This is a genomic window from Pseudomonas sp. CVAP#3 (assembly GCF_018986375.1).
GTDB classification, from domain to species: domain Bacteria; phylum Pseudomonadota; class Gammaproteobacteria; order Pseudomonadales; family Pseudomonadaceae; genus Aquipseudomonas; species Aquipseudomonas helvetica.
On the sequence record NZ_JAHMSC010000016.1, the window covers coordinates 63,440 to 83,226 of the forward strand.

20 protein-coding genes are annotated in these 19,787 nt (G+C 59.9%); 11 read left to right on the forward strand and 9 right to left on the reverse strand.

Translation table 11 applies throughout. The annotated features are described in order from the left end of the window. The first annotated feature begins 3 nt into the window (after nt 1–3). Genes lysA through KRR23_RS22675 form a run of 5 tightly spaced genes read left to right on the forward strand, consistent with a single transcriptional unit; the run spans nt 4 to nt 4,428 of the window. The gene (lysA, locus tag KRR23_RS22655; protein WP_216744333.1) at nt 4–1,251 is read left to right on the forward strand and encodes a diaminopimelate decarboxylase; all 1,248 of its coding nucleotides are present in this window, start codon (nt 4–6) and stop codon (nt 1,249–1,251) included. Nucleotides 1,252–1,255: 4 nt separating this feature from the next. Then, nucleotides 1,256–2,086 (forward strand): diaminopimelate epimerase, encoded by an 831-nt coding sequence (gene dapF / locus KRR23_RS22660; RefSeq protein ID WP_216744334.1) that lies wholly within the window; start codon nt 1,256–1,258, stop codon nt 2,084–2,086. A 13-nt stretch (nt 2,087–2,099) separates the two neighbouring features. Beyond that, nucleotides 2,100–2,825, forward strand: coding sequence for a DUF484 family protein (locus tag KRR23_RS22665; protein ID WP_216744335.1), 726 nt, complete (start codon nt 2,100–2,102; stop codon nt 2,823–2,825). 2 nt (nt 2,826–2,827) lie between these two features. Further along, a complete protein-coding gene (gene xerC / locus KRR23_RS22670) occupies nt 2,828–3,727 on the forward strand; it encodes a tyrosine recombinase XerC (protein WP_216744336.1) in 900 nt (299 codons plus the stop codon). Further along, nucleotides 3,724–4,428, forward strand: coding sequence for an HAD family hydrolase (locus KRR23_RS22675; protein WP_216744337.1), 705 nt, complete (start codon nt 3,724–3,726; stop codon nt 4,426–4,428). The genes xerC and KRR23_RS22675 overlap by 4 nt, the downstream gene beginning before the upstream one ends. Before the next feature lie 178 nt (nt 4,429–4,606). On the opposite strand, the gene sutA is transcribed toward KRR23_RS22675, so the two are convergent. The 4 genes from sutA to glnK form a co-directional block, all read right to left on the reverse strand. After that, entirely contained in the window at nt 4,607–4,933 is a 327-nt protein-coding gene (gene sutA, locus KRR23_RS22680) for a transcriptional regulator SutA (protein WP_019694242.1), read from the reverse strand. A 102-nt stretch (nt 4,934–5,035) separates the two neighbouring features. Beyond that, the gene (locus tag KRR23_RS22685; protein WP_216744338.1) at nt 5,036–5,458 is read right to left on the reverse strand and encodes a secondary thiamine-phosphate synthase enzyme YjbQ; all 423 of its coding nucleotides are present in this window, start codon (nt 5,456–5,458) and stop codon (nt 5,036–5,038) included. A 213-nt stretch (nt 5,459–5,671) separates the two neighbouring features. Beyond that, nucleotides 5,672–7,009 carry an ammonium transporter gene (locus KRR23_RS22690; RefSeq protein ID WP_216744339.1) on the reverse strand — a complete coding sequence of 446 codons (1,338 nt, stop codon included), beginning with the start codon at nt 7,007–7,009 and terminating at the stop codon, nt 5,672–5,674. Between the two features lie 33 nt (nt 7,010–7,042). Then, a complete protein-coding gene (glnK, locus tag KRR23_RS22695) occupies nt 7,043–7,381 on the reverse strand; it encodes a P-II family nitrogen regulator (RefSeq protein ID WP_002555808.1) in 339 nt (112 codons plus the stop codon). Nucleotides 7,382–7,795: 414 nt separating this feature from the next. Here glnK and KRR23_RS22700 point away from each other — a divergent pair, with 414 nt between their 5' ends. Both KRR23_RS22700 and KRR23_RS22705 read left to right on the forward strand, forming a co-directional pair. Beyond that, the gene (locus KRR23_RS22700; RefSeq protein WP_054048512.1) at nt 7,796–8,056 is read left to right on the forward strand and encodes an accessory factor UbiK family protein; all 261 of its coding nucleotides are present in this window, start codon (nt 7,796–7,798) and stop codon (nt 8,054–8,056) included. 387 nt (nt 8,057–8,443) lie between these two features. Further along, complete coding sequence (locus KRR23_RS22705) at nt 8,444–8,965, forward strand: Bro-N domain-containing protein (RefSeq protein WP_216744340.1); 522 nt, start codon at nt 8,444–8,446, stop codon at nt 8,963–8,965. Here KRR23_RS22705 and KRR23_RS22710 read toward each other — a convergent pair. Next, on the reverse strand, nt 8,962–9,240 hold the full coding sequence (locus KRR23_RS22710) for a HigA family addiction module antitoxin (RefSeq protein WP_216744341.1): 279 nt from the start codon (nt 9,238–9,240) through the stop codon (nt 8,962–8,964). The genes KRR23_RS22705 and KRR23_RS22710 overlap by 4 nt on opposite strands. 193 nt (nt 9,241–9,433) lie before the next feature. Between KRR23_RS22710 and KRR23_RS22715 the strand changes: the two genes are divergently transcribed. The 3 genes from KRR23_RS22715 to KRR23_RS22725 all read left to right on the forward strand — a co-directional run bounded on the left by KRR23_RS22715 (nt 9,434) and on the right by KRR23_RS22725 (nt 11,846). Then, on the forward strand, nt 9,434–9,970 hold the full coding sequence (locus tag KRR23_RS22715) for an N-acetyltransferase (protein ID WP_216744342.1): 537 nt from the start codon (nt 9,434–9,436) through the stop codon (nt 9,968–9,970). A gap of 34 nt (nt 9,971–10,004) precedes the next feature. Beyond that, nucleotides 10,005–10,175, forward strand: a complete 171-nt coding sequence (locus tag KRR23_RS22720; protein WP_019694248.1) for a hypothetical protein — start codon at nt 10,005–10,007, stop codon at nt 10,173–10,175. Nucleotides 10,176–10,250: 75 nt separating this feature from the next. Beyond that, the gene (locus KRR23_RS22725; protein WP_367880666.1) at nt 10,251–11,846 is read left to right on the forward strand and encodes a YifB family Mg chelatase-like AAA ATPase; all 1,596 of its coding nucleotides are present in this window, start codon (nt 10,251–10,253) and stop codon (nt 11,844–11,846) included. 6 nt (nt 11,847–11,852) lie between these two features. Here KRR23_RS22725 and KRR23_RS22730 read toward each other — a convergent pair whose 3' ends face one another. The 3 genes from KRR23_RS22730 to KRR23_RS22740 all read right to left on the reverse strand — a co-directional run bounded on the left by KRR23_RS22730 (nt 11,853) and on the right by KRR23_RS22740 (nt 16,305). Then, entirely contained in the window at nt 11,853–13,067 is a 1,215-nt protein-coding gene (locus tag KRR23_RS22730; protein ID WP_216744344.1) for an aldose 1-epimerase family protein, read from the reverse strand. 150 nt (nt 13,068–13,217) lie between these two features. Further along, the gene (locus KRR23_RS22735) at nt 13,218–15,194 is read right to left on the reverse strand and encodes a methyl-accepting chemotaxis protein (RefSeq protein WP_216744345.1); all 1,977 of its coding nucleotides are present in this window, start codon (nt 15,192–15,194) and stop codon (nt 13,218–13,220) included. A gap of 190 nt (nt 15,195–15,384) precedes the next feature. Beyond that, complete coding sequence (locus KRR23_RS22740; protein ID WP_123426193.1) at nt 15,385–16,305, reverse strand: LysR substrate-binding domain-containing protein; 921 nt, start codon at nt 16,303–16,305, stop codon at nt 15,385–15,387. A 158-nt stretch (nt 16,306–16,463) separates the two neighbouring features. Between KRR23_RS22740 and KRR23_RS22745 the strand changes: the two genes are divergently transcribed. Further along, nucleotides 16,464–17,861, forward strand: coding sequence for a NorM family multidrug efflux MATE transporter (locus KRR23_RS22745; RefSeq protein WP_216744346.1), 1,398 nt, complete (start codon nt 16,464–16,466; stop codon nt 17,859–17,861). Nucleotides 17,862–17,921: 60 nt separating this feature from the next. Here the strand turns inward: KRR23_RS22745 and KRR23_RS22750 are convergent, their stop codons facing one another. Next, entirely contained in the window at nt 17,922–19,592 is a 1,671-nt protein-coding gene (locus KRR23_RS22750) for a bifunctional diguanylate cyclase/phosphodiesterase (RefSeq protein ID WP_216744347.1), read from the reverse strand. Nucleotides 19,593–19,787 lie beyond the last annotated feature (195 nt).

The following is a 19,787-nucleotide window of genomic DNA, read 5'->3' on the forward strand; positions in this document are numbered from 1 at the left end:
ATCATGGACGCTTTTAACTACCGTGACGGTGAACTGTTCGCGGAAGGTGTTGCCCTGTCCGCCATCGCCGAACGCTTTGGCACACCGACCTACGTCTACTCCCGTGCGCACATCGAAGCCCAGTACCTGGCGTTCGCCGATGCGCTGGCCGGCACACCGCATCTGGTCTGCTTTGCGGTCAAGGCCAACTCCAACCTGGGCGTGCTGAATGTCCTGGCGCGTTTGGGCGCTGGTTTCGACATCGTCTCCCGTGGTGAGCTGGAACGTGTTCTGGCCGCCGGTGGCCAGCCCGACAAAATCGTTTTCTCCGGCGTCGGCAAGACCCGTGACGACATGCGTCGCGCCCTGGAAGTCGGCGTGCACTGCTTCAACGTCGAGTCCACCGACGAACTCGAACGCCTGCAAGTCGTCGCGGCCGAGCTTGGCGTTCGCGCGCCGATCTCACTGCGGGTCAACCCGGACGTCGATGCCGGCACCCACCCGTACATTTCTACCGGTCTCAAGGAAAACAAGTTCGGCATCGCCATTGCCGACGCCGAAGACGTGTACGTCCGCGCCGCTCAACTGCCTAACCTGGAAGTGGTCGGTGTCGATTGCCACATCGGTTCGCAACTGACCACCCTGCCGCCCTTCATCGATGCCCTCGACCGCCTGCTGGCGCTGATCGACCGCCTGGGCGATTGCGGAATCTACCTGCGCCACATCGACCTCGGCGGTGGCTTGGGCGTGCGTTATCGCGATGAAGAGCCGCCATTGGCTGCCGACTACATCAAAGCCGTACGCGAACGCATTGATGGTCGCGACCTGACACTGGTGTTCGAGCCGGGCCGCTTCATCGTCGCCAACGCCGGCGTGCTGCTGACCGAGGTCGAGTACCTCAAGCACACCGAGCACAAAGACTTCGCCATCGTCGACGCGGCCATGAACGACCTGATCCGCCCGGCGCTGTATCAGGCCTGGATGGACGTCACGGCCGTGCGCCCGCGTACAACTCCGGCACGCGCCTACGACATCGTCGGGCCGATCTGCGAAACCGGCGACTTCCTCGCCAAGGATCGCCATCTGGCACTCGAAGAAGGCGACTTGCTGGCCGTGCATTCGGCCGGTGCGTACGGGTTCGTCATGAGTTCCAACTACAACACTCGCGGTCGCGCCGCTGAAGTGCTGGTGGACGGTGATCAGGCAGTTGAAGTGCGTCGCCGCGAGACGGTAGCCGAGTTGTTTGCTGGCGAAAGCCTGCTGCCGGAGTAAGCCCATGCTGCTGCGTTTTACCAAGATGCATGGCCTGGGCAACGACTTCATGGTCCTCGACCTGGTCAGCCAGCACGCGCACATTCTGCCCAAGCACGCCAAGCAATGGGGTGACCGGCACACCGGTGTCGGTTTCGATCAGTTGCTGATCGTCGAAGCGCCGAGCAACCCGGACGTGGATTTCCGTTACCGGATCTTCAACGCCGACGGTTCCGAAGTCGAGCAATGCGGCAACGGTGCGCGCTGCTTCGCACGCTTCGTTCTGGACAAGCGCCTGACCGCCAAGCGGCAGATTCGCGTCGAGACCAAAAGCGGCATTATTGAACTGGATATCCGCAACGATGGCCAGATCAGCGTCAACATGGGTGCACCGCGCCTGGTGCCGGCAGACATTCCGTTTCAGGCGCCCGCTCAGGCCTTGAGTTATCAGGTCGAGGTCGACGGCCAGACCGTCGAACTGGCTGCGGTCTCCATGGGCAATCCCCACGCCGTCGTGCGGGTCAGTGACATCAACAACGCGCCGGTGCATGAGCTGGGACCGAAGATCGAAAACCACCCGCGCTTCCCGGCGCGGGTCAATGTCGGTTTTCTCCAGGTCATCGACCGGAGCCGAGCGCAGTTGCGCGTCTGGGAACGCGGCACCGGGGAAACCCAGGCCTGCGGGACCGGTGCCTGCGCTGCCGCAGTGGCCGCGATCAGCCAGGGGTGGATGGATTCGCCGCTATTGATCGACCTGCCTGGCGGGCGCTTGTCCATTGAATGGGCAGGTCCTGGCCAACCGGTGATGATGACCGGCCCGGCAGTACGCGTATACGAAGGACAAGTGCGTCTTTGAGTGAGCGAAATACATGACTGATCAGCCTCAGGTTCCAGCCCCACAGCCCGACGAATCCCCTTCCGAAAGCCTGGAGGCGGCGGCGATTGCCGCGTACCTGGAGGCTCATCCGGATTTCTTCGTCGAGCACGAAGAACTGCTGCCGGCGCTGCGCATTCCGCACCAGCGCGGCGACACCATCTCGTTGGTCGAACGCCAGATGAAAATTCTGCGCGAACGCAACATCGAGATGCGCCATCGCCTCTCGCAACTGATGGACGTCGCCCGCGACAACGACCGGCTGTTCGACAAAACCCGCCGACTGACGCTCGCCCTGATGGACGCCAGCAGCCTGGACGACGTGGTCATCAGCGTCGAAGACAGCCTGCGCCAGGATTTCCAGGTGCCCTTTGTCAGCCTGATCCTGTTCAGCGACGAGCCCTTGCCGGTCGGCCGCTGGGTGACCAGTGCCGACGCGCAAAAGGCCATCGGCGGCTTGTTGTCGGAAGGCAAAACCGTCAGCGGCAGCCTGCGCGAACACGAGCTGGACTTCCTGTTTGGCGAAGAACAGCGCAAGCAGATCGGTTCTACGGCGGTGGTCACCATCAGCCATCAAGGCCTGCACGGTGTCCTGGCGATCGCCAGTCGCGATCCGCAGCATTACAAAAGCTCGGTGGGCACGTTATTCCTCAGCTACATCGCTGAAGTCATGGGCCGCGTACTGCCTCGGGTCAACACTTCGCTACGCTCGGTACGCTGACCATGGAACGACAACTGGACGCCTACTGCGAGCACCTGCGCAGTGAGCGTCAGGTGTCGTCTCACACGCTGGAAGCCTATCGGCGCGACCTGAACAAGGTCCTGGAGCACTGCAAAAAACAGAACATCGGCAGCTGGACCGCGCTGGACATCCAGCGCCTGCGCAGCCTGATCGCTCGCCTGCACTCGCAAGGACAATCCTCGCGCAGCCTGGCGCGGCTGCTGTCGGCGGTACGCGGGCTCTATCACTACCTGAACCGCGAAGGCCTCTGCGACCACGACCCGGCCAACGGCCTGGCGCCTCCCAAGGGCGAGCGCCGCCTACCGAAAACCCTCGACACCGACCGGGCGCTGCAACTGCTCGATGGCGCCGTGGAAGACGACTTCATGGCGCGCCGCGACCAGGCGATTCTTGAGCTGTTTTACTCGTCCGGTTTACGCCTGTCGGAGCTGACCGGACTCAACCTTGAACAGTTGGACCTGGCAGACGGTCTGGTGCAAGTACTCGGCAAGGGCAGCAAGACCCGAGTGCTGCCCGTCGGCAAGAAGGCCCGCGAAGCCCTGGAACTGTGGTTGCCGCTGCGCGCCATGGCGAACCCGGTGGACGATGCGGTATTCGTCAGCCAGAAAGGCCGGCGCCTCGGCTCACGAGCGGTTCAGGCGCGGGTCAAAGCCGTCGGCGAGCGCGAACTGGGGCAAAACCTGCACCCGCACATGTTGCGACACTCCTTCGCCAGCCACTTGCTGGAGTCCTCGCAAGACTTGCGTGCGGTACAGGAATTGCTCGGCCACGCGGACATCAAAACCACGCAGATCTACACCCACCTGGACTTCCAGCACCTGGCCTCGGTCTACGACAGCGCCCATCCACGGGCCAAACGCATCAAAGGCGATGAGCAATGACAATCCAACTGATCACCTTCGACCTCGACGACACCCTGTGGGACACCGCCCCGGTGATCGACAGCGCTGAAGCAGTGCTGCGCCAGTGGTTGGCCGAGCACACGCCGAACCTAGGTGCCTTGCCGGTCGATCATTTGTGGGCGATTCGTGAGCGGGTATTGAGCCACGAACCAAGCCTCAAGCACCGCATCAGCGCCCTGCGCCGCCGGGTGCTGTTTCACGCACTGGAAGAAGCCGGTTACGCCCATGAGCAGGCCTGCGAGCTGGCCGATCAGGGCTTTGAAGTGTTTTTGCATGCACGGCATCAGTTGGAAATCTTCCCCGAGGTGCAACCGACACTGGAGATTCTGGCCAATCACTACACCTTGGGCGTGGTCACCAACGGCAATGCGGATGTGCGCCGCCTAGGGCTGGCGGATTACTTCAAGTTCATCTTGTGCGCAGAGGATATCGGCATCGCCAAACCCGATGCCCGGCTGTTCCACGAAGCCTTGAAACGCGGCGATGTAACAGCTGAGGCCGCCGTGCATATCGGCGATCATCCCGGCGATGACATTGCCGGCGCTCAGCAGGCAGGGTTGCGGGCGATCTGGTTCAACCCGGCCGGTAAAGCCTGGGAAGCCGACAAGGCGCCGGATGCCGAGATTCGCAGCTTGACCGAGTTGCCAGCGTTGTTGGCGCGGTGGAACTCGATTTCGTAGCGTCCTCAAGATTGTCATCGCGGGCAAGCCTTGCTCCTACGGGATTATCGTCACCTGCTCGAACGACGCAAGCCTGTAGGAGCAAGGCTTGCCCGCGATGCTTTTCGGCCTCTATTGCTTCACCCATGAAAAAGCCCGCAGCGACGGCGGGCTTTTTCAGCAAGCACGTAGCAGGCGCTTAGATAGGCCGGCTGCCGTACTTGTTATCAGGCTTCTTTGGCGGATCCGCCACTACGTTGGCCTCGACTTCCTGAACCTTGCCGCCTTTGGCAAGGAACTCTTCCATCGCGCGCGCCAGAGCATCACGCTCTTTGTTCTTGGCCTCGACACTCGGCAACTCGTCTACCGACACCGCAGCCTTGGCCTTGCCTTTGGCGGTCGGGACCGGCGTGTCATCACCGCCATCGTCGTCAGCAACGTCTTCCGCCGCTGCTTCCAGGCCTTCTTCGGTCTCGTCTTCGTCGCCTACTTCGAGGTCGTCGTTTTCCAGATCATCGTCGCTCATGTTCTACCTCATGACTTGCGAAAAGCAGATTAGTTATAGCCCAGCTTTGTCGTCTGTCGACGACCGCCGGAAAAAAATCAACATCCACTGGTAACCAGCGGTTTATGCCTCTTCACCGTGCACGGTGGCGAGGACTTTGCGAGCACCGCCATGATCGCGGTGCTCACCCAGATAAACACCTTGCCAGCTACCTAACGCCAATCGGCCCGCCCTTATCGGCAAACTCAACTGACAGCCTAGCAAACTGGCCTTGAAGTGCGCCGGGAGGTCGTCCAGGCCTTCGTCGTTATGCTCATAGCCGGCTGTTCCTTGTGGGATCAGCCGATTGAAAAACCGTTCGAAGTCGCGACGTACCGCCGGATCGGCGTTCTCGTTGATGGTCAACGACGCCGAGGTGTGCAGCCACAAATGCAACAGACCGACCCGACATGCCTGGAGTTCAGGCAGGCCGGCGAGTAACTCGTCCGTTACCAGATGAAAGCCCCGGGGCCGTTCCCGCAGGGTTATCAGAGTCTGTTGCCACATACAGTTCTCCGCACGTTCGGGGCGCATTCTAGCGCGCTCTGGGAAAAAACAAAGGCCCTAATATTCCTTCAATCATGTAAGCCATTGGCCGCGGAAAAACACTCGTCACAAACACCACTAAACGTGTGCGAAAAAACCTTTCAGCCGTACTTTCAGAGACAAAATCCAGACAAAAAAATGCCCGGCAAGCCGGGCAAATTTTTATGCGCTTGCTTACATGTTGTAGCCGCGCTCGTTGTGAAGCGCCAGATCGATGCCCACCGACTCTTCTTCCTCGGTAATGCGCAGCCCCATGACGGCGTCGAGCACCTTGAGGATGATGAACGTGGCGATTGCGGTGTAGATCACCGTAAAGCCCACGCCTTTGCACTGAATCCAGACTTGTGCCGCGATGTCGGTCACGGTGCCGAAGCCACCCAGTGACGGAGCTGCGAATACACCCGTGAGGATCGCACCGAGAATACCGCCGATGCCATGCACGCCGAAGGCGTCGAGGGAATCGTCGTAACCCAGTTTGCGTTTCAGGGTCGTGGCGCAGAAGAAGCACACCACGCCCGCTGCCAGACCGATGATCATCGAGCCCATCGGGCCAACGGTACCCGCAGCCGGAGTGATCGCAACCAGACCGGCAACCACGCCCGAAGCGATACCCAGTGCGCTAGGTTTGCCGTGGGTCAGCCACTCGGCGAACATCCAGCCCAGGGCCGCTGCGGCGGTAGCAATCTGAGTTACCAGCATGGCCATACCGGCAGTGCCGTTGGCCGCTGCGGCGGAACCTGCGTTGAAACCGAACCAGCCCACCCACAACATCGCGGCGCCCATCAGGGTGTAACCGAGGTTGTGCGGAGCCATCGGAGTGGTCGGGAAGCCTTTGCGCTTGCCCAGTACCAGGCACGCCACCAGACCTGCAACACCGGCGTTGATGTGGACCACGGTGCCGCCCGCGAAGTCGAGCACGCCCCAGTCGCCCAACAGCGAGCCCGGACCGCTCCAGACCATGTGCGCGATCGGCGCGTAAACCACGGTGAACCAGAGGCCCATGAACACCAGCATCGCGGAGAACTTCATCCGCTCGGCGAAAGCACCGACGATCAGCGCCGGGGTGATGATGGCGAAGGTCATCTGATAGGTGACAAACACCGCCTCGGGAAACAGCGCCGTAGGGCCGGTAATACTGGCGGGCGTGATGCCGGCAAGGAAAGCCTTGGCGAAGCTGCCGACAAAGGAATTGAGGTTGACGACGTTGGCTTCCATACCCGTGGTGTCAAACGCCATGCTGTAGCCATAGAGGAACCACAGGATGGTGACCAGGCCGGTAATGGCGAAGCACTGCATCATCAATGAGAGAACGTTTTTGGAACGAACCATGCCGCCGTAGAACAGCGCGAGGCCTGGAATGGTCATGAACAGCACGAGGGCAGTAGAGGTCAACATCCAGGCGGTATCGCCGGAATTGAGGACTGGAGGAGCCACCGGATCTGCCGCCATGGCCAGGCCGGGCATTACGATGGACAACAGGGCTCCTAGCCCTGCGAATTTACGCAGAGTCATTTTGTTTTCTCCTGGGGCGTTGGGTTTGGCGGCTTAGATTGCGTCGGTATCGGTTTCGCCGGTACGGATGCGAATAGCCTGTTCCAGATTGACCACGAAAATCTTGCCGTCACCAATCTTGCCGGTGTTGGCCGCCTTGGTTATCGCCTCGATAACCCGGTCCAGATCCTTGTCGTCAATGGCGACATCGATCTTCACCTTGGGCAGGAAATCGACTACGTATTCCGCCCCGCGATACAGCTCGGTGTGACCCTTCTGCCGACCGAAGCCTTTGACCTCAGTGACGGTAATGCCCTGCACGCCGATCTCGGACAACGACTCGCGTACGTCGTCCAGTTTGAACGGCTTGATGATGGCAGTGACTAGCTTCATGAAAACTCTCTCCCGAATTGGTGGACTTGCCCCAGGAAAACAAACCCGACTCAAGTCTAAGCGCAGTGCCTGGCTTTGTAACGCATCGTCGGCCCTACTCGCCCGACCGACGCCAGTTAACCGTTCCTGACGAAACTCCCCGCTCCGCCTGCCGCACTGCATTCGTCACAGCGACTGCATCAGTGCATAGGTCACTTGGGACTAAGCAGAAAGCTTGCCATCTCGTGAAAAACCACTGATTTCAATCCCTTGGCCGCTGCCACAGACACCAATGCCCCATCACCGCCGGCGATACGCACAACAACAGTGCGCGAACGCCCGGCAACATGCGCGAAAAGCGTGCATTCGTGCCCGCGCCAATGACTATAGACACTGCGTGATACACTGCCGGCCATTGTTTCCAGGACATTTCCCATGCTCGCACCCAAAGACTTCCTCGATGCCCTGAGCGGCACCGCCTCCCGCCTGTTCAGCGGCGAAACCCCGCTGCCAAAAAGCGAAATCGAAAGCCAGTTCAAAGCCCTGCTGCAAAGCGGCTTCAGCAAGCTTGATCTAGTGAGCCGGGAAGAATTCGACAGTCAGATGGTCGTCCTGGCACGCACCCGGGCACGCCTTGAAAGCCTTGAGGCAAAAGTCGCCGAGCTGGAAGCAAAACTGAATCCACCGACTGAATGACCCCACAAATCCCCTGTGGGAGCGTGGCTTGCCCGCGATAAGGTCGGAACGACCTTCCAGCAATTCAGGATTCAGCTGTACTTCCAGGCTGAGTCCTACAAAAACACCACTGCTTTCCGATTGCGCCGCACAGCCCCGGTTCCTAAGCTCAACTCAGCTGAATGTTCAGCACTGGGTTTGGCGACCCGGAAAGCTTGCGATGCACCGCGACCACATCTGATATCGGGCATTTCTTTCCCGACTCAAATTATGGCGGCTGTGTGTGGGAGATCTTCGGGTCTGCCGGTATTCGCTTGCACCGGTTCGCCAACCCGCGCACAGCTGCCACCCTTATTGTTTGGCGACGATCAGTGGCAGTTTCCCTCAAGCGAACTTGGGTACTGCACCATGGATGAAAATTATCTGATCCCTCACGTCTTCACCCGCCACAAACTCCACCTCCACGCCCTGCTACTGGAAAACCAGCCTTGGTTCAGTGCCCGCGACCTCGGTCGATTGCTTCGGCTGTTCCTCGACGAACGCGCGCTACGCAAACTCGATCCTGATCAATACCAAACCGTGACACTGCACATCCACGGCAGCATTGAACATACGCTGCTGATCAGCGAATCAGGCGTTTACGCGCTGCTGGTTTATCACTACTGCCCCGAATACCGGGGCCTGCGCGAATGGCTGACCCACGACGTGGTTCCAGCCCTTAGAGACGCCCAACAACCCGCCACCACCGAACGCCCGATACTGAGCCTGCTGAACTGGCCGGAAATGTCGCTGAGCTTGCTGCACTGGAACAACCAGCCATGGATCCGGCTGCAAGATGTTCCGTACTTGTTGCCTGAGGGGGAAAAGCCAAGAAGAGCAATCAATGCACCTTGGTGGAAACGCGCTTCACGGGTGCTTCAGTCGCTTTAATGACCAGAGTCGCAACTACGCTCGGCTTCAGCCTGACTCAGATCGTAAGTCGATTGCAGGTTCGACCAGAACCCGGGCGTGGTTTTCAGGTGGATGGAAAGCTTCTTTGCAAGGTCAGGGCTGATACCCGTGTTCTGCATCACGAGGCCTGTTATTACACCCACAGGCTCATTCAACCAGCTAGCCAGACCCACTGCCGAAATGCCCAGTGGCTCAAGAAACTCCTCGTTGAGGATTTCTCCGGGGTGCACGGGGCGCATTCCAATACTATTCATTTCAGCTCCTGAGCTTTCGATCAGCACTGATCATAAGCAGCACCCTCGATCACGCAAGAGCATCCGAGCTCTTTCACCGAAGTCCTTCATCTATCTAGGCCAGGCCCTACAAAAACCAGATCCCGTGCCTGATTTATTAGCTCCACTCCAGTCCATTACGCTTCTTCGCTTCGATCCCGACAGAACACTAGTAATGAGACGAAAAGGAAAAGGCACCGAGCTCCGTAACCAGACGTTCAAGTCCGATGCTCGAAAGCTTGCATATAAGACCTTGTCGAATGACAAGGACGCTCAGGCCGCAGGAATCAACGCGTCAGCGTTGAAGTTTGACCCAATCACCCCGGAGTCGATCGATGCATATCATCTGTGGGGAGAAACAGTCCTGTACCCATGGGATAACATCCCAGACTGGAAGCGCAAAGATGCCAAAGGCCTGGATCTCGCTATTTGGTATGAAGGAGAGCTATGCGGATTGTGCTATGCGACTCCAAGAAAAAGCACCATCTGCATAAAGATTGTCCTTTTGCAGGGGCGAACAAGTGATACACACCCTCTTCGCGGATGGGTCGCCCCGATGGCACTACTTGTGACAGAGTTTTACGCGCGGATGCTGGGGTGCTGTGAGATCGAAGTACAAGAGCCTGCCCCCGGCGTCATTCCTTATTATAAAAAACTCGGATTCGATTTTGACAAAACCAACCGTCTTGTCTTTTCACTGGACGGTCAATAAGATCAATCAAAGCATCGAGACACATGAGGTGTCTATGAAACACAAAAAACAAAAGGCCAAGCCATTAATGGTTGCCGAATATCATGCCGAGGCACTCCGCTTAGCTGGCAACGTTTCTGCCAGTCAGCGCCACTTTCTGAAAGTAGCGGCAGCTCATGGCAAAGAGCTGGAGCCTACTGGCCTGCTTGCAGGTATACGAGCCTGAATCCTCCGTCCAAAGAACCGCCTGAACGGCGGGTTTTTTCGCTCTCGAAATCTATACACCGACACCCGCAACATCCTGCGATGCTTTCGCTCCTCAGCCGCCGCGCTAAACCACTACGCCACAACTACCCTTCAAAAAAACCGCAGGAAGCGGTTCTCGCAAGCTCAAGGAATGATCATGTCTCTGGCCATCGTCCACAGCCGCGCCCAGGTCGGTGTGGAAGCGCCCGCCGTCACCGTAGAAGTCCATTTGGCCAACGGCTTGCCGTCGCTGACGATGGTGGGTTTGCCGGAAGCAGCGGTGAAAGAAAGCAAGGACCGGGTGCGCAGTGCGATCATCAATTCCGGGCTGCAATTCCCGGCGCGGCGCATCACCTTGAATCTCGCCCCAGCCGATTTACCGAAGGACGGCGGGCGATTCGATCTGGCGATCGCCCTTGGGATTCTGGCTGCCAGCGTGCAGGTGCCGACTCTGACGCTGGATGATGTGGAGTGTCTGGGAGAGCTGGCGCTGTCAGGCGCGGTGCGGGCGGTTCGTGGTGTGTTGCCGGCGGCACTGGCGGCGCGCAAGGCCGGACGATCGCTGATGGTGCCGCGGGCAAATGCCGAGGAAGCGTGCCTGGCGTCAGGACTGAAAGTGATTGCAGTGGATCATCTGCTGGAGGCGGTCGCGCACTTCAATGGCCACACGCCCGTAGAACCGTATGTTTCCAATGGTTTGCTCTACGCCAGCAAACCCTACCCCGATTTAAATGAAGTGCAGGGCCAGATTGCGGCCAAGCGTGCATTGCTGATTGCTGCTGCGGGGGCTCATAACCTGCTGTTCAGCGGGCCGCCGGGGACGGGGAAAACTCTACTGGCGAGTCGTTTGCCTGGGCTGCTGCCGCCACTGGCCGAGAGCGAAGCGCTGGAAGTCGCGGCGATTCAATCGGTCACCAGTTGTGTGCCGTTGAGCCATTGGCCTCAACGACCGTTCCGCCAGCCGCACCATTCGGCGTCCGGCCCGGCACTGGTGGGCGGTGGCTCGAAACCACAGCCCGGTGAAATCACCCTCGCCCACCATGGCGTCCTGTTCCTCGATGAGCTGCCGGAGTTTGATCGCAAGGTGCTGGAGGTGCTGAGAGAACCGCTGGAGTCGGGCTGCATCGTGATTTCCCGAGCCCGTGACCGCGTACGTTTTCCCGCGCGCTTTCAACTGGTGGCCGCCATGAATCCGTGCCCCTGTGGATATCTTGGCGAGCCGAGCGGACGCTGCTGTTGTTCTCCGGACCAGATCCAGCGTTATCGGAATAAGCTGTCGGGACCGCTGCTGGATCGAATTGATCTGCACCTGACAGTTGCCCGCGAAGTCACGGCGTTGAATCCCGCGTTAAAACCCGGCGATGACACCGTAACCGCCGCCGCCCGGGTCGCGGACGCAAGGGAGCGGCAGCACAAACGCCAGGGCTGCGCCAATGCCTTCCTAGATTTGCCGGGCCTGCGCCGACACTGCACGTTATCCACAGCCGACGAAACCTGGTTGGAAACCGCGTGCGAACGATTGACCTTGTCGCTACGAGCGGCACACCGACTGCTCAAGGTGGCGCGCACCCTGGCGGACCTTGAACAAGTCGATGGCATCACACGCGAGCATCTGGCCGAGGCGTTGCAGTATCGACCGACCACGCACTAGTCGAGGTTATTCCTTGGTGAGATCCACTAACGGTGTTTGCCTTACCTCAGTCTCCCGCCCACCCTGAATCTCACTCACCTGCGCCAACGCTTTATCCACAGCCGCTTTATCCGCCAGCAAGCTGTAACTGATCTGAAACTGCTTCTGCTCCTTGGCTGCAATCGTCGGCACCAGGTTCAGAGGCCGCTGATACCGGCGGTTGTAGGAAAAACTCGTCCCCGGCTCCAGCCCCGTGACATAGCCCTGGCCTTGGGTATCGGTGTTTTTCCACAGGGAGAACACCGGCAATTGCTTGGTATTGAAGCCAACCGACACCCCGAGACTGCCCGCCTTGTTATGCAGCACGGTCAGCGTGTCGCCCTTGGCATCGGCATACGGCACGACGTTGTAGACGGTTTCGTCGTAGTCCTTGGTCGGCGCGCGGTAGGTTTGCCAGTCGGGCAAATCCCCCTTGGCCTTGTCGTTGAACGGTGACACCTGTTTCACCGGCGCAGCGAAGCGAGCGCCTTGCTCCAGGAATGGGGTGCTGAAGTTGCTGTGGTAGAGCGCCTGGTATTCCTTCGGATAGTCGCCGTTGTTGGTCAGGGTGTCGTTGAGGGCGAAGCGCACACTGCCGGGTTCGGTGACCAGTTCAGTCATCACCGAGAAGTCGACTTTCTTGAACGCTTGCTCTTTCAACTCTCCGCGCAGGCTGATGGCGTAAGGCGGTTTTTCATCGATGTGCAGCGTGACTTTGCTGGCTGGAATGTTGGCGGCGCGACCATGAAGGGTCAGCAGTTCGCCTTTGTCCATACCGGGGTGACCGACCCATTCGTAGCCGCAGCGGGCGACCAATTCGTTGAAGCCTTCGAGCCAGCCCAGCCCGCCGCGCCCGTTGAGTTCGATAAAGGACGGATTGACCACGTCCTTGACCGGTGAATCCCAGCCCATACGCACATTACCTACCGACGCCTGCAGGACGTTCATCCCGCGGGTCGGCACCACCGAGAGTTTCATCGTGCCGTTATCAATGTCGACGATGCTGACGCCCTCCTGCCGACCGCCGTGCAGGGTGCGCAGGGTCACGGAAAACGGTTTGTCGGTTTTCACACCGAGCTGCTGGCTGGTGATTTGCTGGTTCTGGGCAGCCTTATCGGTGTCGAGCAGCACGTAATCCCAGGCCATGACGTGGGACGCAGCGGTCATTGCGCCGAGGGTGACGAGTAGTTTGAGCGGGGTCATGGGGAAAGCCTTTCTTGGAGTTGTGCGAATTTTATAGCGCTGATGAAACGTTTCAGCAAGCTTAAAAACGGCATAACTCCAGCAAAACTCAGTCGACGGGTTCAATCGCCAACAACAGGCTTGCCAGCGATGGCGACTCCAGAGGTGACCTCAGCGAAAACGATCAACCTCATGCCGCAACTCCGCCGCCAGGTTTTCCAGTTCCTTGGCAGTGATTGCCAGGTTCGACACCACTTCACGCTGCTCGCTGTTGGCCATGGCGATGCTTTGCAGGTTACTGCTGAGCAAGGTCGCGGTGCTGCTCTGCTCTTGGGTGGCGGTGGTGATCGCAGCGAATTGCTGGCCGGCCGAGCGGCTTTGTTCGTCGATCAGCGCCAGCGCCGACGCGACATTGGCGTTGCGCGACAGGCCTTCGTGCATCAGCAGCTTGCCTTGCTCCATGGTGCTGATGGCGTTACCGGTTTCCTGCTGGATGCTTTGGATCATCCCGGAAATCTCGTCAGTCGCTTCGCGAGTGCGCGAGGCCAGGTTGCGCACTTCGTCTGCCACCACCGCAAAACCACGGCCCTGTTCGCCCGCACGCGCGGCTTCGATGGCAGCGTTCAGCGCCAACAAGTTCGTTTGATCGGCAATCGCGGTAATCACCCCGACAATGCCGCCGATTTCCTGGGAGCGCTGACCCAGGGTGTTGATCACCGTCGCCGTGCTATTGAGAGCACTAGCAATCTGCTCAAGGGACGAAGAGGCTTCTTCCATCGAGGTACGACCGATCCGCGTCTGTTGTGCGTTTTCCTGGGCCAGACGCTCGGTGTTGCCCATGTTGTCCGCAATGTTCAGCGAGGTGGCACTGAACTCCTCCACGGCACCGGCCATGCTGGTGATTTCTCCGGACTGCTGCTCCATCCCTTCATACGCACCACCGGACAACCCGGACAATGCTTGGGCGCGACTGTTGACCTCTTCCGAGGCCTTGCGGATGTGCTCGACCATGGTCGATAGAGCCTGGCTCATCTGATTGAAGCTGCGCGCCAGTTGACCGATTTCATCCTGGCTCGACACGTTCAAACGCACGCTCAGATCACCCGCGCCCAAGGCTTCGGCCTGCCGCACCAGATCACCCAACGGTGCCAGTTTGCTGCGCAACAGCCAGACTGCCGCGCCCACCGCCAGCAGCATCGCCAGCAGGCTGCCAATGGCCAGGCGGATACCGATGCTCCAGGTCACTGCGCGGATTTCGCTTTTCGGCATGCTCGCCACTACTGACCATGGCCCGCCCTCGAATGGCACGGCAACGCTGTAGAAGTCTTCGGACTTGTCGCTCCAGAATGCGCCCTGCCCCGGCGCCCTGGCCAAACCGGCGATGGTCGAAGTCGCCTGATCCAGCGCCTGCACGCCGGCCGGCGGCACCAGCCATTTGTTTTGCTCATCGAGCAGCGCCAGCGAACCGCTCTGGCCGATGCGGAAGCGTTTGAGGTTATCGAACTGCGCGCTCTGCGCGTCGGTGTAATCGAAACCGACAAACAACACCGCAATCACCTTACCGCTGCTGTCGCGTACCGGGGTGTACTGCGTCATGTAGGAACGATCGAACAGCAACGCCCGGCCGACATAGCTCTGCCCCGCCATCAGCCGCTGATAGGCCGGGTGCGCATGGTCGAGCAGCGTGCCGATGGCGCGGGTGCCGTCCTGCTTGCTCAACGAGGTGCTGACCCGAATGAAGTCCTCGCCACTGCGCACGAACAACGTCGCCACGCCGGCCGTCATTTGCTTGAACTCATCGACCTTGTCGAAGTTGTTGTTCAACACTTCGTTGCCCAGATGCAGGCCCGGAGTCTGCACGCCCGCCACCGTCACCGGCTGCTCCGGGTGCACGCTCAAACCGCTGCTGAAACGCTTTTCAAACAACCCGCTCAGGCGCTGGGTGCTTTCGCGCAGGGTGCCGTGGAAAGTGCTCAACTGGTCGGCCAGCAACCGCGCCTCACTGGCCAGATGCTCTTCACGCGTGTCGAGGTTGGCAGAATCCAGCGAGCGCAGGGCGAACACCGTGCTGCCACTGATGACGACCGCCAGGATGACGGCAAGGGCAAGCCCCAATTGTGAGGCGATCCGGGCACGAGGTTGAGACATGACAGCTCCTGGCCGAGGAGCCGGATCATCCTGATCGCGTCGCGTGGCTCGGCAAAATATCCAGTAATAGGGGAAGCGCGAAACCTTTCAGAACGAAGGTCCCACTTTCAGGGATTCGGCGGCGTGGATGAATACTTGAGCGATTCACAAGGATATCGCTCAAGGCTGCCATGGCGGCGGCTACATCGATTCAGCCGAGGCGCTCGACATCCGGCAATTCCATGGCCTGCACCTCGCCCTGGAGGAAGTCGCTGAGACGGCGCAAACGTTCACCGCCAGGGCGGGTTTTCGGCCAGACCAGGTAATAATTCAGACCGCTGGCGACGGCGGTCGGCCACGGTAAACTCAAACGTCCCTGAGCCACATCTTCGGCAACCATCAGCAAGTCGCCCATCGACACCCCATAACCCCGGGCGGCAGCGATCATCCCCAACTCCAGCGTGTCGAACACCTGCCCGCCCTTGAGCGACACCTGCTCTGACAGCCCCATGCGTTCCAGCCAACTGCGCCAGTCACGACGATCGGGAGTCGGGTGAAGCAGTTCAGTGCTGGCCAGCCGCTCGACATCCCATGGTTGATCATTCAACAGATTCGGTGAGCCGACCGGGATCAGCAGTTCAGGGAACAGGTAACTGGCCTCCCAGTCCGGTGGAAAATGCCCGTTGCTCAACAACACCGCACAATCGAACGGTTCGTGATTGAAGTCCACCGAGTCGACGTCCATCCAGGCGCTGGTCAGTTGCACCTCGTTGCCCGGTTGCAAATGCCGAAAGCGACTGAGTCGCGCCAGCAGCCAGCGCATGGTCAGGGTCGAAGGGGCTTTCATGCGCAAGACGTCATCTTCGGCGCGCAAGGTATTGCAGGCCCGTTCCAGTGCGCCAAAACCTTCACGCACGCCCGGCAGCAGTAAACGCGCGGCCTCGGTCAGCTGTAAATTGCGCCCGCTGCGCTGAAACAGCCGACAGGCAAAATGCTCCTCCAGCGTACGCACATGTCGGCTGACGGCGCTTTGAGTGATCGACAGTTCTTCTGCTGCACGGGTAAACGAACTGTGCCGCGCCGCGGCTTCGAAAGCGCGAAGGGCATATAACGGAGGAAGACGACGAGACATCAGGAAAGCTCCTATAGCGCGACCCCGAAACCTTATCAGAAACTCTCAGGCATGAGTTTTAGTCATGCGAGCAATCGTTTTTATCCCTTTGTGCAAACGCTTGCGAGCGCCGAGAATCAACCCTTCCCGATTTTTCTGACTAAACGAGCGTGATGATCATGCAGCATCCAGCACGTACCGAACTCTGGGCCATCCTGCGGCTGGCGGGGCCGTTGATTGCCTCGCAGTTGGCGCACATGCTGATGATCCTCACCGATACCTTGATGATGGCCCGGCTCAGCCCGGAGGCCTTGGCCGGTGGCGGCCTGGGCGCGGCGAGCTATTCGTTCGTGTCGATTTTCTGTATCGGCGTGATCGCGGCGGTCGGCACGCTGGTGGCGATCCGGCAGGGTGCCGGCGACATTGAAGGCGCCACGCGGCTGACCCAGGCCGGGCTTTGGCTGGCGTGGTTGATGGCGCTGGTGGCGGGTCTGCTGCTGTGGAACCTCAAACCGGTGCTGTTGCTGTTCGGCCAGACCGAAAGCAACGTGCACGCGGCCGGCCAGTTCCTGTTGATTCTGCCGTTCGCCCTGCCCGGCTACCTGAGCTTCATGGCCCTGCGCGGTTTTACCAGCGCCATTGGCCGGACAACACCGGTGATGGTCATCAGCCTCGTCGGGACCGTGGCCAACTTCCTGCTCAACTATGCGCTGATCACCGGCATGTTCGGCCTGCCGAAAATGGGTTTGATGGGGATCGGCCTGGTCACCGCCATCGTCGCCAACTGCATGGCGCTGGGTCTGGCCTGGCATATTCGCCAGCACCCGGCTTACGACGCGTACCCACTGCGCAAGGGCCTGTCACGGCCCAATCGCCAGTACCTGCGCGAGCTATGGCGTCTCGGCCTGCCGATTGGCGGCACCTACGCGGTAGAGGTCGGTCTGTTTGCGTTTGCCGCGTTGTGCATGGGCACCATGGGCAGCACGCAATTGGCGGCGCATCAGATCGCCCTGCAAATCGTCTCGGTGGCGTTCATGATTCCGGCAGGGCTTTCGTATGCGATCACCATGCGCATCGGCCAGCATTACGGCGCCGGGCAATTGCTCGATGCGCGCTTGGCCGGGCGCGTCGGGATTGCCGTTGGTGGCGCGGCAATGCTCGGGTTTGCCATGGTCTTCTGGCTGTTGCCGAACCAACTGGTGGGGCTGTTCCTGGACCATAACGACCCGGCGTTTCGCGAAGTGATCAATCTTGCGGTGAGTCTGTTGATGGTGGCGGCGTGGTTCGAGTTTTTCGACGGCACGCAAACCATCGCCATGGGCTGTATTCGCGGTCTGAAGGACGCCAAGACTACATTTCTAGTCGGACTTGCCTGCTATTGGCTGATCGGCGCTCCGGCTGCGTGGTTGATGGCTTTCCACCTTCATTGGGGGCCGACGGGGGTCTGGTGGGGGCTGGCGCTGGGGCTGGCGTGCTCGGCCGTAAGCCTGACGCTGGCGTTCGAATGGAAGATGAAGCGGATGATCCGGCGTGAACCGTCGTCACAGCCGGGTTTTCAGGTGGCTCAGCCGGAATAAGATCAAGAGATCGCAGCCTGCGGCAGCTCCTACGTAGGAGCTGCCGCAGGCTGCGATCTTTTAAATGGCCGCAACAATCGCCTGTTGGCTGGAACCAAACGTCAGATACTCAACCAGCTCCACCAGCGGCAACGGTTTGCTGATCAGGTAACCCTGCACCTGATCACAACCAAAATCACGCAGCAGCTCAAGTTGTTCAGGCGTTTCAACGCCCTCGGCGACCACTTCCAGGTTGAGGTTGTGGGCGAGGTTGATCATCGCGTGGACCAGCTTGCGATTTTCCTCACGCGTCTCCATGCCACCGACAAAGCTTTTGTCGATTTTCAGCAAGGCAATCGGCAGGCTGTTGAGGTGCACGAATGACGAAAAACCGGTGCCGAAATCGTCCAGGGAGAAACGCACGCCCAGACGCCCCAAAGCGTCCATGGTCTGTTTGACCAGATCGCTGCGGCGCATCACTGCAGTTTCCGTCAGCTCGAATTCCAGCCACTGCGCTTCAACACCGCGCTCGGCAATCAACCGGCTCAACGTCGACAGCAACTGACTGTCCTGGAACTGCCGGAACGACAGGTTGACCGCCATGTGCAACGGCGGCAGACCGCGTTCGCGTAACGCCTGCATGTCGCGCAAGGCACGGGAAATCACCCAGTACCCCAACGGCACGATCAAACCGCTCTGCTCGGCCAGCGGCACGAACTCGCTCGGCGGTAGCAGCCCGCGCTCGCCATGACGCCAGCGCACCAGAGCCTCGAGGCCGACAATTTGCCCGTCGTCGAGGTTCAGTCGCGGCTGGTAATGCAGTTCCAGCTCATCGCGCCGCAAGGCCCGGCGCAGTTCGCTTTCAAGATCGGCGAGGCTGCGCGCGTTGCGGTTGATGCGTTCATTGAAGATATGAAAGGTGCAGCCTTGGGTGCTTTTGGCCTGCTGCATGGCGATATGCGCGTGCCACATCAGCGGGTCGGCGCCAGCCTGCGCGCGCGCGTGGGCGATGCCCAGGCTGCAGCCGATCAACAGGCTTTCGCCGTCGACCCAGTAGGGTTCGGCCATGACTTCGGTGATGCGTTCGGCCATCCACTCTGCGCGCTGCGGCGCGCGGCGGGTATCGATGAGCAAGGCGAATTCGTCGCTGCCCAGACGTGCCAGTTGATCACCGGCTTCAAGCTGACTTTTTAGCCGCGAGACCACTTGCAGGATCAACCGGTCACCGGCCTGGTGGCCGAGGGCGTCGTTGGCGTGTCGAAAGTTGTCGAGGTCGAGGTGCCCCAGCGCGAGGCCACGACCGTCGTTCTCCGCCAGACGCGCCGCCAGCAGGGTCTGAAAACCCTGGCGGTTGGCAATCCCGGTCAGCGGGTCCTGCTCGGCGAGGCGCTGCAAGGTGTTTTCGAGCACGCCGCGCTCACGCACATGGCGCAGGCAGCGGCGCAATGTATCCACATCCAGCGCATCGCGAACCAGCCAGTCGCTGACACCGTCCGGTGGGGTGGACGGTTCATGTTCGAGCAACAGCACCGTCGGCAGGCTGCAACGGCCCGGCTCCGGTTGAAGCGCCGGAATGGTCAACAGGACCGCACTGCGGTTGTCAGCAAATAGACTGCTCACCGACTCCCAGGTCGGTGCACTGATCAACACAGCCGAGCTCCCCATAGGAGCCAGACACTCGCGTAACAACGCTGCCCACGCTGGCTCTTCGGCCAGTAGCAGCAAACGCAAGGGTTCGACAGGCGTAGACAAGCTAGCTCCCTAGACTCTGCAAAAGATGTTGGCGGCGGGCATTATGACGCGCAGATAAACAATAACAAATGATATTGATTATCAAACACTCTGTTGTACCGCGATGAATCGAACATCAGTAGTCGCCAATTCAGCACGCATCCTGCGGGAAAGTAACAAAACCGGCAAATTTAGATAGCGTGGTACGTCACAAGT

Coding starts and splice junctions, on each gene's coding strand:
- KRR23_RS22705 (WP_216744340.1), top strand. CDS start 8,444: ATGGATGAAAATTATCTGATCCCTCACGTCTTCACCCGCCACAAACTC.
- KRR23_RS22690 (WP_216744339.1), bottom strand. CDS start 7,009: ATGACTCTGCGTAAATTCGCAGGGCTAGGAGCCCTGTTGTCCATCGTA.
- KRR23_RS22745 (WP_216744346.1), top strand. CDS start 16,464: ATGCAGCATCCAGCACGTACCGAACTCTGGGCCATCCTGCGGCTGGCG.
- KRR23_RS22735 (WP_216744345.1), bottom strand. CDS start 15,194: ATGTCTCAACCTCGTGCCCGGATCGCCTCACAATTGGGGCTTGCCCTT.
- KRR23_RS22700 (WP_054048512.1), top strand. CDS start 7,796: ATGCTCGCACCCAAAGACTTCCTCGATGCCCTGAGCGGCACCGCCTCC.
- lysA (WP_216744333.1), top strand. CDS start 4: ATGGACGCTTTTAACTACCGTGACGGTGAACTGTTCGCGGAAGGTGTT.
- glnK (WP_002555808.1), bottom strand. CDS start 7,381: ATGAAGCTAGTCACTGCCATCATCAAGCCGTTCAAACTGGACGACGTA.
- sutA (WP_019694242.1), bottom strand. CDS start 4,933: ATGAGCGACGATGATCTGGAAAACGACGACCTCGAAGTAGGCGACGAA.
- xerC (WP_216744336.1), top strand. CDS start 2,828: ATGGAACGACAACTGGACGCCTACTGCGAGCACCTGCGCAGTGAGCGT.
- dapF (WP_216744334.1), top strand. CDS start 1,256: ATGCTGCTGCGTTTTACCAAGATGCATGGCCTGGGCAACGACTTCATG.
- KRR23_RS22730 (WP_216744344.1), bottom strand. CDS start 13,067: ATGACCCCGCTCAAACTACTCGTCACCCTCGGCGCAATGACCGCTGCG.
- KRR23_RS22715 (WP_216744342.1), top strand. CDS start 9,434: ATGAGACGAAAAGGAAAAGGCACCGAGCTCCGTAACCAGACGTTCAAG.
- KRR23_RS22675 (WP_216744337.1), top strand. CDS start 3,724: ATGACAATCCAACTGATCACCTTCGACCTCGACGACACCCTGTGGGAC.
- KRR23_RS22720 (WP_019694248.1), top strand. CDS start 10,005: ATGAAACACAAAAAACAAAAGGCCAAGCCATTAATGGTTGCCGAATAT.
- KRR23_RS22665 (WP_216744335.1), top strand. CDS start 2,100: ATGACTGATCAGCCTCAGGTTCCAGCCCCACAGCCCGACGAATCCCCT.
- KRR23_RS22710 (WP_216744341.1), bottom strand. CDS start 9,240: ATGAATAGTATTGGAATGCGCCCCGTGCACCCCGGAGAAATCCTCAAC.
- KRR23_RS22685 (WP_216744338.1), bottom strand. CDS start 5,458: ATGTGGCAACAGACTCTGATAACCCTGCGGGAACGGCCCCGGGGCTTT.
- KRR23_RS22740 (WP_123426193.1), bottom strand. CDS start 16,305: ATGTCTCGTCGTCTTCCTCCGTTATATGCCCTTCGCGCTTTCGAAGCC.